The sequence below is a fragment of the Paracoccus sp. (in: a-proteobacteria) genome, from assembly GCF_030538495.1.
Classification (GTDB): Bacteria; Pseudomonadota; Alphaproteobacteria; order Rhodobacterales; family Rhodobacteraceae; genus Paracoccus.
Window position 1 is genome coordinate 31,790 of record NZ_JAUNTW010000013.1, and the last position, 16,559, is coordinate 48,348.

General features: G+C 61.8%; 18 protein-coding genes. 8 read left to right on the forward strand and 10 right to left on the reverse strand.

Annotation, left to right across the window (positions count from 1 at the left end):
- Window positions 1–115: 115 nt before the first annotated feature.
- Both prmC and prfA read right to left on the reverse strand, forming a co-directional pair.
- Window positions 116–937 (reverse strand): peptide chain release factor N(5)-glutamine methyltransferase, encoded by an 822-nt coding sequence (gene prmC / locus Q4G20_RS12065; RefSeq protein ID WP_303343708.1) that lies wholly within the window; start codon window positions 935–937, stop codon window positions 116–118.
- The gene (gene prfA / locus Q4G20_RS12070) at window positions 934–1,986 is read right to left on the reverse strand and encodes a peptide chain release factor 1 (protein ID WP_303343709.1); all 1,053 of its coding nucleotides are present in this window, start codon (window positions 1,984–1,986) and stop codon (window positions 934–936) included. Before prfA ends, prmC begins: the two co-directional genes overlap by 4 nt.
- 525 nt (window positions 1,987–2,511) lie before the next feature.
- On the opposite strand from prfA, the gene Q4G20_RS12075 reads away from it, so the two are divergent.
- From Q4G20_RS12075 to rplI, 4 genes are all read left to right on the forward strand, one after another.
- The gene (locus Q4G20_RS12075) at window positions 2,512–3,588 is read left to right on the forward strand and encodes a cytochrome-c peroxidase (RefSeq protein ID WP_303343710.1); all 1,077 of its coding nucleotides are present in this window, start codon (window positions 2,512–2,514) and stop codon (window positions 3,586–3,588) included.
- Window positions 3,589–3,879: 291 nt separating this feature from the next.
- The gene (gene rpsF / locus Q4G20_RS12080) at window positions 3,880–4,278 is read left to right on the forward strand and encodes a 30S ribosomal protein S6 (RefSeq protein ID WP_303343711.1); all 399 of its coding nucleotides are present in this window, start codon (window positions 3,880–3,882) and stop codon (window positions 4,276–4,278) included.
- 16 nt (window positions 4,279–4,294) lie between these two features.
- Window positions 4,295–4,522 (forward strand): 30S ribosomal protein S18, encoded by a 228-nt coding sequence (gene rpsR, locus Q4G20_RS12085; protein WP_103173059.1) that lies wholly within the window; start codon window positions 4,295–4,297, stop codon window positions 4,520–4,522.
- A 12-nt stretch (window positions 4,523–4,534) separates the two neighbouring features.
- Entirely contained in the window at window positions 4,535–5,119 is a 585-nt protein-coding gene (gene rplI, locus Q4G20_RS12090) for a 50S ribosomal protein L9 (protein ID WP_303343712.1), read from the forward strand.
- 55 nt (window positions 5,120–5,174) lie between these two features.
- Here the strand turns inward: rplI and Q4G20_RS12095 are convergent, their stop codons facing one another.
- Window positions 5,175–6,251 (reverse strand): PA0069 family radical SAM protein, encoded by a 1,077-nt coding sequence (locus Q4G20_RS12095; protein WP_303343713.1) that lies wholly within the window; start codon window positions 6,249–6,251, stop codon window positions 5,175–5,177.
- A gap of 93 nt (window positions 6,252–6,344) precedes the next feature.
- Between Q4G20_RS12095 and yghU the strand changes: the two genes are divergently transcribed.
- Window positions 6,345–7,187, forward strand: a complete 843-nt coding sequence (yghU, locus tag Q4G20_RS12100; protein ID WP_303343714.1) for a glutathione-dependent disulfide-bond oxidoreductase — start codon at window positions 6,345–6,347, stop codon at window positions 7,185–7,187.
- 24 nt (window positions 7,188–7,211) lie between these two features.
- Window positions 7,212–7,763 carry a hypothetical protein gene (locus Q4G20_RS12105; RefSeq protein WP_303343715.1) on the forward strand — a complete coding sequence of 184 codons (552 nt, stop codon included), beginning with the start codon at window positions 7,212–7,214 and terminating at the stop codon, window positions 7,761–7,763.
- Window positions 7,764–7,777: 14 nt separating this feature from the next.
- Here the strand turns inward: Q4G20_RS12105 and leuC are convergent, their stop codons facing one another.
- The gene (gene leuC, locus Q4G20_RS12110) at window positions 7,778–9,178 is read right to left on the reverse strand and encodes a 3-isopropylmalate dehydratase large subunit (protein WP_303343716.1); all 1,401 of its coding nucleotides are present in this window, start codon (window positions 9,176–9,178) and stop codon (window positions 7,778–7,780) included.
- Between the two features lie 356 nt (window positions 9,179–9,534).
- Here leuC and rsfS point away from each other — a divergent pair, with 356 nt between their 5' ends.
- Both rsfS and rlmH read left to right on the forward strand, forming a co-directional pair.
- Complete coding sequence (rsfS, locus tag Q4G20_RS12115; RefSeq protein ID WP_303343717.1) at window positions 9,535–9,888, forward strand: ribosome silencing factor; 354 nt, start codon at window positions 9,535–9,537, stop codon at window positions 9,886–9,888.
- Window positions 9,888–10,355, forward strand: a complete 468-nt coding sequence (rlmH, locus tag Q4G20_RS12120; RefSeq protein WP_303343718.1) for a 23S rRNA (pseudouridine(1915)-N(3))-methyltransferase RlmH — start codon at window positions 9,888–9,890, stop codon at window positions 10,353–10,355. The genes rsfS and rlmH overlap by 1 nt, the downstream gene beginning before the upstream one ends.
- A gap of 123 nt (window positions 10,356–10,478) precedes the next feature.
- Here the strand turns inward: rlmH and Q4G20_RS12125 are convergent, their stop codons facing one another.
- From Q4G20_RS12125 to Q4G20_RS12150, 6 genes are all read right to left on the reverse strand, one after another.
- Entirely contained in the window at window positions 10,479–11,261 is a 783-nt protein-coding gene (locus Q4G20_RS12125; RefSeq protein WP_303343719.1) for a VPLPA-CTERM sorting domain-containing protein, read from the reverse strand.
- A 169-nt stretch (window positions 11,262–11,430) separates the two neighbouring features.
- The gene (locus Q4G20_RS12130; protein ID WP_303343720.1) at window positions 11,431–12,642 is read right to left on the reverse strand and encodes an NADP-dependent isocitrate dehydrogenase; all 1,212 of its coding nucleotides are present in this window, start codon (window positions 12,640–12,642) and stop codon (window positions 11,431–11,433) included.
- Between the two features lie 91 nt (window positions 12,643–12,733).
- Window positions 12,734–14,065: a glutamine synthetase family protein gene (locus tag Q4G20_RS12135; RefSeq protein WP_303343721.1), complete on the reverse strand. Its 1,332-nt coding sequence runs from the start codon at window positions 14,063–14,065 to the stop codon at window positions 12,734–12,736.
- Window positions 14,066–14,068: 3 nt separating this feature from the next.
- The gene (locus Q4G20_RS12140) at window positions 14,069–14,893 is read right to left on the reverse strand and encodes an ABC transporter permease (protein ID WP_303343722.1); all 825 of its coding nucleotides are present in this window, start codon (window positions 14,891–14,893) and stop codon (window positions 14,069–14,071) included.
- Window positions 14,890–15,771, reverse strand: a complete 882-nt coding sequence (locus Q4G20_RS12145) for an ABC transporter permease (protein ID WP_303343723.1) — start codon at window positions 15,769–15,771, stop codon at window positions 14,890–14,892. The genes Q4G20_RS12140 and Q4G20_RS12145 overlap by 4 nt, the downstream gene beginning before the upstream one ends.
- Window positions 15,772–15,818: 47 nt before the next feature.
- Window positions 15,819–16,550 (reverse strand): transporter substrate-binding domain-containing protein, encoded by a 732-nt coding sequence (locus tag Q4G20_RS12150; RefSeq protein ID WP_303343724.1) that lies wholly within the window; start codon window positions 16,548–16,550, stop codon window positions 15,819–15,821.
- Between the last annotated feature and the right edge of the window lie 9 nt (window positions 16,551–16,559).

Genomic DNA, 16,559 nt, shown 5'->3' on the forward strand with positions numbered 1-16,559 from the left:
GCTGACCCATGCGGTTGCGTTACGCCCCCGTCACATCTGTGACTAAGCACGCGCAGCACGGGCTGGCAAGCGGGAATCGCGCCGTGATCGTGGTTTTGCACCGGTTTCAACCATTTTATCGCGGAAAACGCGCCAAAACGACGCGATCATGCCCGTTCAGGTCGGGAATGATCCGCGTCTCCGCGCCCGCCGCATGAAACAGCGCCGCGACCGCCGCGCCTTGGGTATAGCCGATTTCGACCGCAACATGCCCGCCCGGCGTCAGATGCGCCCGCGCACCGGCAGCGATGATGCGGTAACAGGTCAGCCCATCCGCGCCATCGGTCAGCGCGCTGTGCGGTTCCCAGTCGCGCACATCGGGGGCCAGCCCCGCCATGTCATCCTGCGCGATATAGGGCGGGTTCGACACGATCAGATCAAAGCGCCCGTCGATGCCGTCATACCAATCGGCGCGGCGAAAATCGACGCTTACCCCGATGCGGGCGGCGTTGTCCTGCGCCACCATCAGCGCGGCGTCCGATATATCGGTCGCCATCCCGCGCGCGCCGGGACGTTCGGCCAGCAGCGAAATGACAATCGCGCCGGTCCCCGTCCCCATATCCAATACGCTGCACCATGGCAGGTCCAAGGCAGCGGCGACCAGCGTTTCCGTATCGGGCCGAGGGTCCAGTGTGTCGCGCGTCACCCGAAACCGATGCGCCCAGAAATCACGGTATCCCACGATCTGCGCCACCGGCTGACGCGCCGCGCGGGCGACGATGCCGTCATGCAGGAGGGCGATTTCGGCGTCGGTCAGGTCGCGCTCCATCACGCGCAGGCGCCCCGGTTCCACCCCCAGCACCCCCGCGATGATGCGGTCAGCGTCGCGGGCCGCGCCGTCAATCTTTGCCTCGGTCAGCCGGTCGGTGGCCCAAGCGCGGGCCTGCGCCACATTCATTCCTGCGCCGCCAGCCGCGCGGCCTGATCATGGGCGGTCAGCGCGTCGATGATTTCGCCCAAATCCCCCGCCATCACCCGATCCAGTGCATAGAGCGTCAGGTTAATCCGGTGATCCGTCATCCGCCCCTGCGGAAAATTATAGGTGCGAATCCGTTCGCTGCGATCCCCCGACCCGACCTGAGATTTCCGATCCGCCGCCCGTTCCGCATCCGCCCGCTGACGTTCCGCGTCATACAAACGCGCGCGCAGAACAGCCATGGCATTGGCGCGGTTCTGATGCTGCGATTTTTCCGAACTGGTCACGACAATTCCGGTCGGCAGGTGGGTGATCCGCACCGCCGAATCGGTGGTGTTGACATGCTGCCCCCCCGCCCCCGATGCGCGCATGGTATCAATGCGGATGTCGGTTGCGGGGATGTCGATGTCCACATCCTCGGCCTCGGGGAGGACGGCGACGGTGGCGGCACTGGTGTGAATCCGCCCGCCGGATTCGGTTTCCGGCACGCGCTGCACCCGGTGAACGCCCGATTCGTATTTGAGCCGCGCGAACACGCCGTCGCCTTCGATCCGGGCCACGGCCTCTTTGACGCCGCCCAGTTCGGTCTCGGACAGGTCCAGCATCTGAAACGCCCAGCCCTGCGATTCGGCGTGGCGGCGATACATCGACAGCAAATCCCCGGCAAACAGCGCGGCTTCGTCCCCGCCGGTGCCGGGGCGGATTTCCAAAATCGCAGGCCGCCCATCCGCCGCGTCGCGCGGCAGCAACGCCACCCGCAACCGCTGTTCCAATTCCGGCAATTCGGCGTGAAGCCGTTCCAGTTCATCCTGCGCCAGTTCGCGCATTTCGGGATCAACCAGCATCGCACGCGCCTGATCCAATTCGTCCTGCGCGTCCCGCCAGCGGGCGATTTCCGCCACCACCGGGCGCAATTCGGCATATTCGCGGCTGATCCGCGCGATCTGCGCCGGGTCAGCGCCCGCGTTTAACTGCGCCTCGAGAAACTCGAAACGCTGGGTGATCTGGGTCAGACGGTCAAGCGGTAACATGGTCGGCATGTGCCGCAGCCACGCCCGCAGGTCAAGCCGCCCGCGTTAACCCGATCCTAACCAGATGGTGTTACGCCCAGAGACGCGAAGGGGGCGGATGGTCCGCCCCCAAAGCCGAAGGAGAGAAAGGCAATGAAGATCCAAACCCTTGCCTTTATCCTTCAGGTCATCGTGGCGGTTGCGTTGCTTGTCAACATCATCCACCATTGGTGATCTGAAGGGCCAGTCCCGTTCGTGGCGGGGCTGGCACTCCTTCAATATAAGTCGGCTGCGGCCCCCACTCAAGGATTGATCATGGTTAACAGGATGAAACAGACGGATAAAATCGCGGTTGCGTCCATCGTGGTGTCGCTGATCACGCTGGCGCTGATCTGGATGACGTTCTGACACTGGTAAGTGGCTGATATACAGACCAAATTCAACACGAATTAATATGCGCATTTTGATCTGCATCAGTTGCAGGGTGGTTCAGCGCGGTTAACACTGCGCCCGAGCGTGCGATCCATCCAGCCACAGGAGCAAGAGATGAAAGCATCTTTTCTGGCCATCTTGGCGGTGTTAGGCGCGGCGGGCATCCCCGCCATGGCCGACACCGACACCGCCGCGCTGCGCGAATCCGCCGCGGCGCTGTTTCAGCCGATCCCCGACGAACTGACCGAAATCACCAAACCGGACGGCACCACCTACGCGCTGACCGATGAGCTGGTCGAACTGGGCAAGGCGCTGTTTTTTGATCCCCGCATGTCGCGGTCGCAACTGATTTCCTGCCATACCTGCCACAATATGGGGCTGGGCGGCGGCGACGGGCTGTCGGTGTCGGTGGGCCATGGCTGGCAAAAAGGGCCGCGCAACGCGCCCACCATGCTGAACGCCGTGTTCAATATCGCGCAATTCTGGGACGGCCGCGCCGCCGATCTGGCCGAACAAGCCAAAGGCCCGGTGCAGGCCAGCGTGGAAATGTCGAACGATCCCGACCATCTGGTGAAAACCATTGCGTCCATGCCGGGTTACGTCGATATGTTCCAGGCCGCCTTCCCCGGCAATAACGACCCGATCACCTTCGACAACTTCGCTCACGCGGTCGAAGCGTTCGAAGCGACCCTGATTACCCCCAACAGCGCCTTTGACCAATTCCTGAACGGCGATGACACCGCCATGAATGAACAGGAAAAACGCGGGCTGGCGGCGTTTATCGACACGGGTTGCGTGGCTTGCCATGCGGGCGTGAATGTCGGCGGCGAAGGCTATTTCCCGTTCGGCGTTGTGGCCAAACCGGGCGCGGAAATCCTGCCCGACGGCGACAAAGGCCGGTTCGAGGTGACCCAGACCGCCGGCGATGAATATGTGTTTCGCGCCGCCCCCCTGCGCAATATCGCGCTGACCGCCCCCTATTTCCATTCGGGCATCGTCTGGGATCTGAAAGAGGCGGTTCAGGTCATGTCATCGTCGCAAATCGGCACCGAACTGACCGCTGAACAGGTCGATGACATCACCGCCTTTCTGCACACGCTGACCGGCGAACACCCGGAAATCGTGGTGCCGGAACTGCCGCTGCGCACGGCCGACACGCCGCTGCCGGAACCCGCCTACATCGCGAAGTAAACGGCTGGGGGCCAGCCCCCAGACCCCCGGGATATTTGGACCAAGATGAAAGAGTGTCGCCCTTTCATCTTGGCAAAAAATATCCTGGGGGGAAATCGTGCTTGCACGATTGGGGGGCTAGCCCCCCACTTGCGCCGTCCGGTGCAACCTCTCGAATCATCTTGCAATCGCAGCAATTGCCGGTATAAGGCTGCATCCCTCCGCCCAGATTTTAACTGGCGCAGCCTCTCGTGACGGGTGCGGCAGGGATCGCCCGTCGATGAAATGCGCCCGAAAATGGAAAGGATCGCCATGCCCTTGTATGAGCATGTGCTGATCGCCCGTCAGGACCTGTCGAACACGCAGGCCGAAGGGCTGATCGAACATTTCTCGACCGTGCTGGCCGATAACGGCGGCAAAGTCGTTGAACATGAATACTGGGGTGTCCGCACCCTTGCCTATAAGATCAACAAAAACCGCAAGGCGCATTACGCATTCCTGCGCACCGACGCGCCGTCGGCTGCCGTGCAGGAAATGGAACGCCTGGCCCGCCTGCATGACGACGTGATGCGCGTCATGACCGTGCGCGTTGACGAACATCAGGAAGGCCCGTCCGTCCAGATGCAAAAACGCGAAGAGCGTGGCGAACGCGGTGACCGCGGGGATCGCGGCGACCGTGGCGAGCGTCGTGAACGCCGCGAGCGGAACTGAGTTAAGGATCTGACATATGGCGAATAAACCGTTTTTCCGCCGCCGCAAAGTTTGCCCGTTCTCGGGTGAAAATGCACCGGCGATTGATTACAAAGACACCCGTCTGCTGCAACGCTATATCAGCGAACGCGGCAAAATCGTGCCGTCGCGCATCACTGCCGTTTCGGCCAAGAAACAGCGCGAGCTGGCCCGTGCCATCAAGCGCGCGCGTTTCCTGGCGCTGCTGCCCTATGTCGTGAAGTAAGGAGACCTGAACATGCAAGTCATCCTGCTGGAACGTGTGGCCAAGCTGGGCCAAATGGGCGAAGTCGTGAACGTCAAGGAAGGTTACGCCCGTAACTTCCTGCTGCCGCAAGGCAAGGCGCTGCGCGCATCCGACGCCAACATCAAAGCGTTTGAAAACCAGAAAGTTCAGCTTGAGGCCCGCAACGCGGAAACCAAAGCCGAGGCGGAAAAGGTTGCCGAATCGCTGAACGGTCAGGTCTTTGTCATCATCCGTTCGGCGTCCGACGCCGGCGCGCTGTATGGCTCGGTCACGCCGCGCGATGCGTCCGAAGTGGCAACCCAAGGTGGGTTCACCGTGGACCGCAAACAGGTGGTTCTGGGCGCTCCGATCAAAGAACTGGGTATGCACGACGTCACCGTCGTTCTGCACCCCGAGGTCGAAGCAACCATCACCCTGAACATCGCCCGTTCGACCGAAGAGGCCGAACTGCAAGCACAGGGTAAATCGATTCAGGATCTGGCCGCCGAGGCCGACGCCGAAGCTGAATTCGAAATCGCTGAACTGTTTGACGACATCGGCGCTGCCGGTTCCGACGACGAAGGCGACGACGCCTGATCGTCCGCCCATCACCATTCAGCCGCGCCGGGACACTGGCGCGGCTTTTTTCGTTTTAGAACAGCGTCATCTGATCGCCCGCGCGGGGCGGCGGACCAAACCGGCTGCAATCCAATGCGGGCATCCCGTCATGATAGCCCAGCCGCTTGCGCGCCAGCCGGAACCGTTGCCGCGTCAGGTCAAATTCCGGGCCATGACCCTGCATCCGGTGGCCGAAACGCGGGTCATTGTCGCGCCCGCCGCGCATCGCCTGCACCCGGTTCATGATATGCGCGGCCATGCCCGGATGGTGCCGGTCCAGCCAGTCGCGAAACAGCGGCGCGACCTCATGTGGCAGGCGCAGGGGGATCATGCTGGCCGTGGTCGCGCCCGCGTCGCGCGCCGCCGTCAGGATGGATTCAATTTCAGGTTCGGTCAGCACCGGAATGACCGGCGCGACCATCACCCGCACCGGCACGCCCGCCCGCGCCAATTCGCGGATCATCCGCAGGCGCGTGGCGGGGGTGGGGGCGCGCGGCTCCATCCCCCGCGCAAGGGTTGGGTTCAGCGTGGTGATGCTGATGCCAATGGCGGTCAGATCGCGCGCGGCCAGTTCCGCCCACAGGTCCAGATCGCGCAGCACGGTTTGCCCGCGCGTGACCAGCGTGACCGGATGATTCCAGTCGCGCAGCACCCGCAGGATGCCCGGCATAATCGCCAGACGTGATTCGACCGGCTGATAGGGGTCGGTGTTCGTCCCCAGTGCAATCGGCGCCGCGCGATAGGATGGCCGCGCCAATTCCCGTTCCAACAGCCGCGCGGCGTCGGGTTTCGCGGTGATTTTCGTTTCGAAATCCAGCCCCGGCGACAGCCCCAGATAGCTGTGACTGGGCCGGGCATAGCAGTAAATGCAGCCATGTTCGCACCCGCGATAGGGGTTGATCGACCGGTCAAACGCAATATCGGGCGACGTGTTGCGCGTGATGATGCTGCGCGGGGTTTCGGTCGTGACCTCGGTCCGCAGCAGCGTGGGGTCGTCGGGCGTCCAGCCGTCATCTTCGCGGATGCGGTGCAGGGTATCGAACCGGCCCGCGGGCTGGGTGTCAGCCCCACGGGCCTTTAATCGCTGGTCGGGATCGCGGGGCGGTAACATAGCTCCAGAATGGAACATTTGCGGAACAAAAGCAAGCTTGATGTTGCCCGCTTGCGCCCCCATCTTGGCGGCAGGCAACAGACAGGACCGAACATGACCTATACCCCGCCCCCGGTTTGGAATTGGGATCCGAACAAAGCTGGCCCCTTTGGCGGCATGAATCGCCCCACGGCGGGCGCGCGGTATGACCGCGATGTGCCGGTCGGGACGCATCCTCTGCAACTTTATTCGCTGGCCACGCCGAACGGGCAAAAGGTCACGATTATGTTAGAGGAATTGCTGGCCGCCGGTCACGGTGCCGAATATGACGCCTGGCTGATTAAAATTGGCGACAGCGATCAATTCAGCAGCGGATTTACCGCGATTAACCCCAATTCCAAAATCCCCGCGCTGATGGATCATTCGGTCAACCCGCCGCAGCGCGTGTTCGAATCGGGGTCGATCCTGCTGTATCTGGCGCAGAAATATAACGCGTTTTTGTCGTCCAACCCGACCGAGGCAATCAACTGGCTGTTTTGGCAAATGGGATCGGGGCCGTATGTCGGCGGGGGCTTTGGTCATTTTTACCATTATGCGCCCGAGAAAATCGAATATGCAATTGACCGCTTCACGATGGAGACCAAACGGCAACTGGACCTGTTAAACACGCATCTGGGACGGCATGCGTATATGGCGGGGGATGATTATTCGATTGCCGATATTGCCTGTTTCCCGTGGTATGGCCGCCTGATTACGGGCGAGATTTACGGCGATGCGGCGCGGTTTTTGGATGCGGGGGCCTATGACAACCTGCATCGGTGGCAGCGCGATATTGCCGCGCGTCCGGCGGTGCAGCGCGGGTTGATGGTGAACAACACCACCGGCGACCCGTCGCGGCAATTGCATGAACGCCATGACGCGGGCGATTTCGACACCAAAACCGCCGATAAGGTCTAAGGCGAAACAGCGCGTAAGGTGGGCTTGTTAACCTGTATTGGCGGCGTGTGGCGGCCGGGGGGCGGTGATCCTGACCTGATGGCGTGGGTGACGGTCGCGCTGCTGGCGGGCTGTGCCGTGCTGGCGATTGCGGTTCTGCGGATGTGGCCACGGCCCGCCACGCGCGGGTTTTGGATTGCGATTGCGGTCGTCACGGCCGTTCTGGCGGTGAACAAACAACTGGATTTGCAAACCGTGCTGACGGCGACGGGACGCTGCATGGCGCGGGCGCAGGGGTGGTATGAACATCGCCGCGCCGTGCAAACGGCTGTGATTACAGTGCTTTGCGCGGGCGTGGTCTTGGGCGCCGTCTGGGCGGGGATCAGCGTTCGCCGCCATCTGGCGCAAAACGCGGCGGCGCTGATCGGGCTCTTGATGCTGGCCGCGTTCGTTGTGGCGCGGGCCACGGCGTTTCACCGCATGGATGGCAGCATCGGCGCGGCGATGACCGACACGCATTATCGGATGCTGGAACTGATCGGCGCGGCGCTGATTGCGCTGAACGCCGCGTTTATGTTGCGTCGGAGGCGGCGCTAACCGCCCCCGCTCCGTCACAGATCGCGCACATCGACCAGATGACCAGCCACCCCGGCGGCGGCGGCCATGGCGGGCGACATCAGATGCGTGCGGCCTTTGTATCCCTGACGGCCTTCGAAATTGCGGTTGCTGGTCGCGGCGCAGCGTTCGCCGGGGGTCAACTGGTCGGGGTTCATGCCCAGACACATCGAACAGCCCGCCAACCGCCATTCCAGACCGGCCTCGATAAAAATCTGATCCAGCCCTTCATCCTCGGCCTGCGCGCGGACAAGGCCGGACCCCGGCACCACCATCCCGCGCACACCCGGCGCCAGCTTGCGCCCGCGCAGGACATCGGCGGCGGCGCGCAAATCCTCGATCCGGCCATTGGTGCAAGATCCGATGAACACCGCGTCAATCGCAATATCGGTCAGCGGCGTTCCCGCCTCCAGCCCCATATAATCCAGCGAGCGGCGCGCGGCGTCCACCTTGCCCCCGGTGAAATCATCGGGCGCGGGGACCGAGGCGGTGATGGGCAGCGCGTCTTCGGGGCTGGTGCCCCATGTGACGGTGGGCGCAATGTCTTCGCCGCGCAGGGTCACGACCTTATCGAAATGCGCGTCGTCATCGCTGAACAGCGTCTTCCACCAGTTCAGCGCCGCGTCCCATTGCGCGCCTTTGGGGGCGTGGGGGCGGCCCTGCACATAATCAAAGGTGGTCTGATCGGGCGCAATCAGCCCGGCACGCGCGCCCCCTTCGATCGCCATGTTGCAGATGGTCATGCGACCTTCCATCGACAGATCGCGGATCACGTCGCCCGTATATTCAATGACATAGCCGGTTCCGCCCGCCGTGCCGGTTTCCGCGATAATGGCCAGAACCACGTCTTTGGCCGTGACACCGGGGGACAGGCGGCCCGTGACCTCGACCTTCATATTCTTGGATTTTTTCTGAATCAGGGTTTGCGTGGCCAGAACATGTTCGACCTCGGACGTGCCAATGCCGTGGGCAAGCGCGCCGAACGCGCCATGCGTGGCGGTGTGGCTGTCGCCGCAGACCACCGTCATGCCGGGCAGCGTCCAGCCCTGTTCCGGGCCGACAATGTGAACGATGCCCTGCCGGATGTCGTTCACCGGGTAATAATGCACGCCAAATTCGCGGGCGTTTTTGTCCAGAGCATCGACCTGAATCCGCGATTCTTCGTTGTCGATGCCGTCTTGCCGGTCCAGCGTGGTGGGGACGTTGTGATCGGGAACCGCAATCGTGCGTTCGGGCGCGCGGACGCGGCGGCCGGTCATGCGCAGCCCCTCGAACGCTTGGGGGCTGGTGACTTCGTGGACCAGATGGCGGTCAATATACAGCAAACAGGTGCCGTCGTCGGAACGATCAACGACATGCGCATCCCAGATTTTATCGTAAAGCGTGCGTGCGGTCATGGCTGGTTCTTTCAGGAAAATGGGAAATTCAAGGGCGGCGGCGGGCGTTACCCCCGCGCGGTCACGCCCAGCATTTCCCCATAAAACCGCTGCGGCAGGCGGGCGCGGTCGTGAATGTCAAAATAACGCATCATGCCGCCAGATTAGGCCCCGCCCGCGCGCCGTCAAGCGTCAGTTGCGCAAAATTGCCGCAACCGCAAAACCCCGCGCGCGATGCGTTGAGATCACGGCAATTCCTGCTATATTCAGATGGAACCCTGCGCCGGGGATGATCGGCGCGCTGACCGGAGGATGGAACCCTGTCGCACGACCCCCTGCCCGCGCCTGCGCCGGGTGCCGAACTGACCAGCGATCAGATGCTGGCGCTTGTGCTGGCCTCGCTTGATGATGACAAAGCCGAAGACGTGGTTCAGATCGACCTGCGCGGCCGGTCATCTATGGCCGATCACATGATCATCGCCAGCGGCCGCAGCGCCCGCCAGGTGGCATCCATTGCGGAAAAAATGGCCGAACGCGTGAAAGAGGCCGCCGGCCGCACCCCCCGGATCGAAGGCAAAGACGCAGGCGATTGGGTTCTGATCGACACTGACGACGTGATCGTCCATGTGTTCCGCCCCGAAGTGCGCGAATTTTACCAATTGGAAAAAATGTGGCTGCCAGCGGATGCGTTGTCGCGTTTGCGGGATACTTCGCCGTCGCCGCAGGACTGATGCGCATTGACATCGCCGCCGTCGGGCGGCTGCGCAAAGGCGCGGAATCCGACCTGATCCGCGATTATCTGGATCGCTTCGCCAAAACCGGGCGCGGGCTGGGCCTGCCGCCCGTGTCTGTGTCCGAGGTCGAGGATAAGCGCGGTCTGGGCATGGTGGCCGAGGCCGAACTGCTGACCCGCGCCATCCCTGCCGGGGCGTTTGTCGTGACGCTGGACGAACGCGGCGACCAGCCTCTGTCGCCCGATTTCGCCACGCGTCTGGCGGGCTGGCGCGACGGCGCGCGGGATGTGTGTTTCGTCATCGGCGGCGCGGATGGGCTGGATCCGTCCCTGCGTGACCGCGCCGATTGGTCGATCAGCTTTGGCCGCATGGTCTGGCCGCACATGCTGGTGCGGGTGATGCTGGCCGAACAGCTGTATCGCGCGGCGACGATTTTGGCGGGAACGCCCTATCATCGGGCCTGATCTGCGTCCCGCGAGCGCCGGGGGCCAGCCCCCGGACCCCCGGGATATTTTCGCCAAGATGAAAGGGCGGGGGCGGGCCTGATTTGGTGGGCAGGCTGGTTGCCCCCGGTTCTTTTTGTTGGGTCAGGTCGTGCGGCGGCGGCGCAGCAGGCCGATTGCGCCTAACGCGGCCAGCAGCATAGGCGCGGCGGCGGGCAGCGGAACGGGGGCGGGTTGCGCAACCTCGGGCGGCAGGACCACCTGACCGGCCACGCCAAAGCGCAGATTGTCGATGGCAAAGCCCGCGGGTTCGGCCCCGACCAGATCAAGGAACACGCCCGCAATCGACGGCGAACCATCCTGACTGACCAGGCCCAGAAACTCGATCCCGATGCGTTCATTGGCGATTGTGCCAAGCCGCGACCCGTCGCGCGCAAAGGCAGTGATCCCGGTCGAGGCAACCGCGTTGAAATACCCGCCATCAAAACCGACGGCGACCATATCACGATCAAACAGCACCGCAATCGGCCCATTAAACATCGGACGTCCCGACAATACCGGCGATGTCGGGTTCGCGCCGTCGCTGGCGATATAGGTCTGGGGTGCATTGGGGTCCAGCGACAAGGACGCCGTGGGCGTGCCGACGACACAGGCCGTCGCCGCCGCGCCCGGGCAGTCGATATGGGCCTGCGTACTGAGCGCCTGCCCCAAGAACCAGCCACCAAAGCTGACATAGGGTGCCGCAGCCCCGCCACCATATTGCGCCGGCGTATAGACCGGGTTCGCCGTGTTGATCAGATGTTCGCTGAACGTGATCAGCCCCGATTCGGGTTTAAAGTTGGTTTCAGCCATGCGCACAACCGCCGCCTGCGCAGAACCGGCCACGAACAGCGCCGCAACGGCGCCTAACGCGATGTTTTTAATCATAAACTTACCCCAAAAACAAAAACCACGGGCTTGGTCCGCACATATTAACAGACATCTACCCATGTTAAGATTGAGCCACTGAATGATGTAAAGATCAACAAAAATCATTCGGGCAAAAACGAGCAATTAAACGAAAAAGGCCGGGGTTTCCCCCGGCCCTGTTTGGCAATTAAGCCAGTGCTTTGTTCAGGTATTCGTCGACTTTTTCCAGATAACCCATGGTGGTCAGCCATTTCTGATCCGGGCCGACCAGCAGCGCCAAATCCTTGGTCATGTGGCCATCTTCGACCGCCTGCACGGTGACCTTTTCCAGCGTCTGGGCAAAGTTCAGCAGCTGTTCGTTGTTGTCCAGTTTCGCGCGGTGCTTCAAACCGCCGGTCCAGGCAAAGATCGACGCGATCGAGTTGGTCGAGGTCGCGTTGCCTTTCTGGTGTTCGCGATAGTGGCGGGTCACGGTGCCGTGCGCGGCCTCGGATTCCACGACCTTCCCGTCCGGCGTCATCAGAACGCTGGTCATCAGACCCAGCGAGCCAAAGCCCTGCGCGACGGTATCCGACTGCACGTCGCCGTCATAGTTTTTGCAGGCCCAGACATAGCCGCCCGACCATTTCATCGCCGATGCGACCATGTCGTCGATCAGGCGGTGTTCATAATGGATGCCGGCTTTTTTGAATTTGTCTTCGAATTCCTGTTCGTAAACCTCTTGGAACAGGTCTTTGAAGCGGCCGTCATAGGCCTTGAGGATGGTGTTTTTCGTGGACAGATACACCGGATATCCGCGCGACAACCCGTAATTCATCGACGCACGCGCGAAATCGCGGATCGAATCGTCCAGGTTATACATGGCCATGGCCACACCGGCGGACGGAGCCTGGAACACTTCGTGTTCGATGGTTTCGCCATCTTCGCCCACGAATTTAATCGTCAGCTTGCCTTTGCCGGGGAAGCGGAAATCGGTCGCTTTATACTGGTCGCCGAATGCGTGACGGCCCACGATGATCGGCTGGGTCCAGCCCGGAACCAGACGCGGTACGTTGCTGCAAATGATCGGTTCGCGGAAAATCACGCCGCCCAGAATGTTGCGGATCGTCCCGTTGGGCGAGCGCCACATTTTTTTCAGGCCGAATTCTTCGACGCGGGCTTCGTCCGGGGTGATGGTCGCGCATTTCACGCCCACGCCGTATTGTTTGATCGCGTTTGCGGCGTCGATGGTGATCTGGTCGTCGGTGCGGTCGCGTTCTTCGATGCCCAGATCGTAATATTTCAGGTCAATATCCAGATAGGGCAGGATCAGTTTCTGCTTGATAAAGTCCCAGATGATCCGGGTCATTTCATCGCCGTCAAGCTCGACGACGGGGTTTTCTACCTTGATCTTTGACATGGTTTCCCCTTGGGTTTTTGGATTCGCTGGCGGTCTTATACCGCAAGACCAGCGAAAAGAAAAGCGTTGTATGCAATGGTATGCATTGCGGTCAGACAGTGTCCAGATACAGTTCGACGGTTTCTTCGTCGGACAATTCGGCCATATATTGCAGTTCCTGCCGTTTGGTCATGACGAAATTATCGACCAGATGCGGCGGCAGGATGCGGCGGATTTCAGGGCATTGGTCGAACGCGTCGATCGCCTCGGCCCATGTGGCGGGCAGTTGCGCAAGGTTCTGGTCATAGGCGTTGCCGTTGAACGGCTCCGGCGCCTCTAACCGATCTTCGATCCCGTTGAGCGCCGCGCCCAAAATCGCAGCGACCGTCAGATAGGGGTTCACGTCGCCCCCCGCAACGCGGTGTTCAATGCGCCGCGCTTTGGGACCGGATGACGGAATACGGATCGCGCCGGTGCGGTTTTCATAGGCCCAGCCGATCCCCGTCGGCGCATGGGCGTTCGGCACCAGCCGGTCATAGCTGTTTTCATGCGGCGCGAACAACAGCGTGGACCCCGGCATAGCGCGCAGGCACCCGGCGACCGCGTGGCGCAGCATATCCGACCCTTCGTCGCCGCCATTGTCAAAGATGTTCGTGCCGTCCTTGGTCAGCACCGAAAAATGCATATGCATCCCGTTGCCCGACCAAGCGTCATAGGGTTTGGCCATAAAACTGGCGGCAAAGCCGGAATTGCGGGCGATGCCTTTCACCAACATCTTGAAAAACCACGCATCATCAGCGGCCTTTAACGGGTCGGCTTGGTGCATCAGGTTGATTTCAAACTGGCCGGGACCGGCCTCGGATATGGCGGTGTCGGCGGGGATGTCCATGCTTTCGCATGCGTCATACAGCGTCGTGAAAAACTGGTCGAACGCGTCTAATGCCTTGAGGCTTAACACCTCGCCCCCGGTGCGGCGTTTGCCGGAACGCGGGCTGGGGGGGACGCGCAACTGACGGCCCGAATCGTCGATCAGGAAAAATTCCAGTTCGGTGGCCACCACCGGCACCAGCCCCGCCGCGTCATAGCGTTCAACCACGCGCGCCAATGCCTGCCGCGGATCGCCTTCATACGGCCGCCCGTCCGGGTGGAACATCCACAGCGGCAACAGACCCGTCGGCGCGTCCAGCCACGGCATCGGCAGGAAACCACGTTCCGTCGGCAGCAGCATCCCGTCCGGGTCGCCGGATTCGAACACCAGCGGGCTGTCTTCGATATCTTCGCCCCAGATGTCCAGATTCAGCACGGAATAGGGGAATTTCGTGCCTTCGCTGATGACCTTATCCGCAAACCGGGCCGGAACCCGTTTCCCGCGCGCAACCCCGTTCAGGTCAGCGGCGGCGACGCGGATGGTTTTCACCTCGGGGTGTTCTCTCAGCCAGTCCATGGGTCATCTCATTAATTGCGGGCGATAGCGCAGGCGGCGCACCGCGCCCGGCAGGTGCCTGTTCAGCCGCCGGTTCACCAGACCAAACAGCCCGATCAACAGCAGCGTTGCCATGATAAAGTAAAACGCCGCAATCGGATAGGCGACAAAGGGGTTAAACGTCCGATCCGCGAAAAAGCTGGCGTAATACAGCGCGTCGCCGCGTTGCTGAAACGCCGGAAAGCCGGAAAAGAACACCAGCGTCGTGGCGTGGAACAGAAAGATCGCTTCGTTGGTATAGGACGGCCAGGCCAGCCGCATCATGGTGGGCCACAGCACGCGGCGGAACCGGGTCCAGCCGGTCATGCCATAGGCGTCGGCGGCCTCGACCTCGCCCTTTGGCACCGACATCAGCGCGCCATAGAAAATCTGCGCGGAATAGGCGGCGGTGTTCAGGATCAGCACGATCAGCGCCCCGGCCCATGCCCGCGTCAGCCAGCTGGTCTGGATGGTCATGCCAAACACATCAACGCCCGCGCGCGGCAACAGCACCAGCAGTTCATAGGCGATAAAGAACTGAATAAACAACGGGCTGCCCCGGAACACAAAGATGAACCATTCCGCCGGTTTGCGCAAAACGGCGCGCGGGCTGGCCTTGGCCAGTGCCAAAGCATTGGCCAGCACAAACCCAAAGGACAGCGCCAGAATCGCGAAATACAGGTTCCAGATCAGCCCCGACCCGATCAGGGTGAATTGCTGGCACAGGTCATAACCCGACCGAGGCAACAGGCGTTCGCCATAGCCCAACGACCGCAGGCCGTAATCACTGATGGTTTGCAAACAGCTCATGCCGGAACCTCGCGGCGCAGGGCCTCGCCGCCCATGGTGGCTTGGCCGCGCGACAGGCGGCGGGTCAGGCGCGTTAACACTCGTTCCGACAGCGCCGTCATCAGCAGATAAAACACCAACAGCCCAAGGAAATAATACAGCCGCCAATCCGGGTGCGGATAGGCAAAGGCACTGGTTTTCGACCCGCCCAATTCACGCGCCCAGAACACGACATCTTCGACGCCCAGAATGAACAGCAGCGGCGTGGCTTTGATCAGGATCATCCACAGATTCGACAGCCCCGGCAGGGCATAGGTCCACATCTGCGGCACCAGCACGCGGCGCGTGACCTGACGCGGCGACATGCCATAGGCTTCGGCGGTTTCCAATTGCGCGCGCGGCACGGCGTTCATCGCGCCCGCCAGCACATTCGCGGCGAATGCCCCGAACACAATCGCAAAGGCGATGATCGCCATGGCAATGCCGTAAAGGTCATGCACCCACGGCGCGGCGCTGTTCAGCGGCAGCTTTGCGGCGGCGCACACAACGAATTCGTTGCCCTGCCGCACGGGCTGGCTGCTGTCGCACAGGACCTGATGGCGCACCCATTCCAGCCCCTGATCCAGTGCAATCGGCACGAACAGAAAGAAAATAATATCCGGCACACCCCGCACCATCGAGGTATACACCCAGCCCAACCACCGCAGCGGCGCAAAGCGCGACCGGCTGGCCATGGCCCCGCCATAGCCCAACAGCAACGCCGCCGGGGCCGTGATCGCCAGGACCAGCAGAACCGTGCCAAAGCTGGCATAGAACATAAAATGCGTGGGTGTGGTCAGATAACATGACAACCACGCCAGCCCCTCAAGCGTGGATGGGTTTGCGCAATATGAAAACATCGGCGTTCCTGAATGCCGCCGCAGGCACCCCCACGGCGGCGTTTGGATTAGTCAAACAACTGGGCGTTTTCGACCCATTTGGTCAGCAGAGCATTCAGGCTGCCATCGGCCTTCATGCTGGCCAAGGCGGCGTTGAATTTGTCGCGCAGTTCGGTGTCGGACTGGCGCAGGCCGATGCCCATGCCGTCGCCGACGGCGACCTCATCCTTGCCGTCCACGAACACCAGCTGACCGTTGGATTCGTTGACATAAGGGATGATCGGTTCTTTATCCACGAACAGGGCGTCGGCTTCGCCATTGCGGACGGCGGCAACGCTTTGATCCAGATTGGCAAATTCCAGCAGCGTGGCGCCGGTTTCCGCGACATAGGCCGCCTGAATCGTGTTGATCTGCGCGGCGACAACGCCGCCTTCCACGTCCACATCCGCCGACAGCGCGACATAGGCCGACGGCGCGGGATGGGTGTAACCGTCGCTGAACTGGATCACCTGTTTGCGTTCTTCGGTCATCGACATGCCGGCCATGATCGCGTCATAGTTGCCGGAAACCAGGTTCGGGATGATCGAATCCCAATCATTGCGCACCCACACGCAATCCAGTTCGGCGCGTTTGCACAATTCGTTGCCCAGCTCGATTTCGAACCCGTCAACCTCACCCGTCGCATCATTGATAAAGTTATACGGAGGATAAGCACCCTCGGTCCCGATCCGCACGGTCTGCGCGTGGCCCAAACCGGCGGTCAGCGCCAAGGCGCAAGCGGCAAGCGTCAGTTTTTTCATCGTCATTTC

What these genes read in the sequence shown, in the direction of transcription:
- prmC (WP_303343708.1), bottom strand. Translation starts at nt 937, where the DNA reads ATGAATGTGGCGCAGGCCCGCGCTTGGGCCACCGACCGGCTGACCGAG.
- prfA (WP_303343709.1), bottom strand. Translation starts at nt 1,986, where the DNA reads ATGTTACCGCTTGACCGTCTGACCCAGATCACCCAGCGTTTCGAGTTT.
- Q4G20_RS12075 (WP_303343710.1), top strand. Translation starts at nt 2,512, where the DNA reads ATGAAAGCATCTTTTCTGGCCATCTTGGCGGTGTTAGGCGCGGCGGGC.
- rpsF (WP_303343711.1), top strand. Translation starts at nt 3,880, where the DNA reads ATGCCCTTGTATGAGCATGTGCTGATCGCCCGTCAGGACCTGTCGAAC.
- rpsR (WP_103173059.1), top strand. Translation starts at nt 4,295, where the DNA reads ATGGCGAATAAACCGTTTTTCCGCCGCCGCAAAGTTTGCCCGTTCTCG.
- rplI (WP_303343712.1), top strand. Translation starts at nt 4,535, where the DNA reads ATGCAAGTCATCCTGCTGGAACGTGTGGCCAAGCTGGGCCAAATGGGC.
- Q4G20_RS12095 (WP_303343713.1), bottom strand. Translation starts at nt 6,251, where the DNA reads ATGTTACCGCCCCGCGATCCCGACCAGCGATTAAAGGCCCGTGGGGCT.
- yghU (WP_303343714.1), top strand. Translation starts at nt 6,345, where the DNA reads ATGACCTATACCCCGCCCCCGGTTTGGAATTGGGATCCGAACAAAGCT.
- leuC (WP_303343716.1), bottom strand. Translation starts at nt 9,178, where the DNA reads ATGACCGCACGCACGCTTTACGATAAAATCTGGGATGCGCATGTCGTT.
- rsfS (WP_303343717.1), top strand. Translation starts at nt 9,535, where the DNA reads ATGCTGGCGCTTGTGCTGGCCTCGCTTGATGATGACAAAGCCGAAGAC.
- rlmH (WP_303343718.1), top strand. Translation starts at nt 9,888, where the DNA reads ATGCGCATTGACATCGCCGCCGTCGGGCGGCTGCGCAAAGGCGCGGAA.
- Q4G20_RS12125 (WP_303343719.1), bottom strand. Translation starts at nt 11,261, where the DNA reads ATGATTAAAAACATCGCGTTAGGCGCCGTTGCGGCGCTGTTCGTGGCC.
- Q4G20_RS12130 (WP_303343720.1), bottom strand. Translation starts at nt 12,642, where the DNA reads ATGTCAAAGATCAAGGTAGAAAACCCCGTCGTCGAGCTTGACGGCGAT.
- Q4G20_RS12135 (WP_303343721.1), bottom strand. Translation starts at nt 14,065, where the DNA reads ATGGACTGGCTGAGAGAACACCCCGAGGTGAAAACCATCCGCGTCGCC.
- Q4G20_RS12140 (WP_303343722.1), bottom strand. Translation starts at nt 14,893, where the DNA reads ATGAGCTGTTTGCAAACCATCAGTGATTACGGCCTGCGGTCGTTGGGC.
- Q4G20_RS12145 (WP_303343723.1), bottom strand. Translation starts at nt 15,771, where the DNA reads ATGTTTTCATATTGCGCAAACCCATCCACGCTTGAGGGGCTGGCGTGG.
- Q4G20_RS12150 (WP_303343724.1), bottom strand. Translation starts at nt 16,550, where the DNA reads ATGAAAAAACTGACGCTTGCCGCTTGCGCCTTGGCGCTGACCGCCGGT.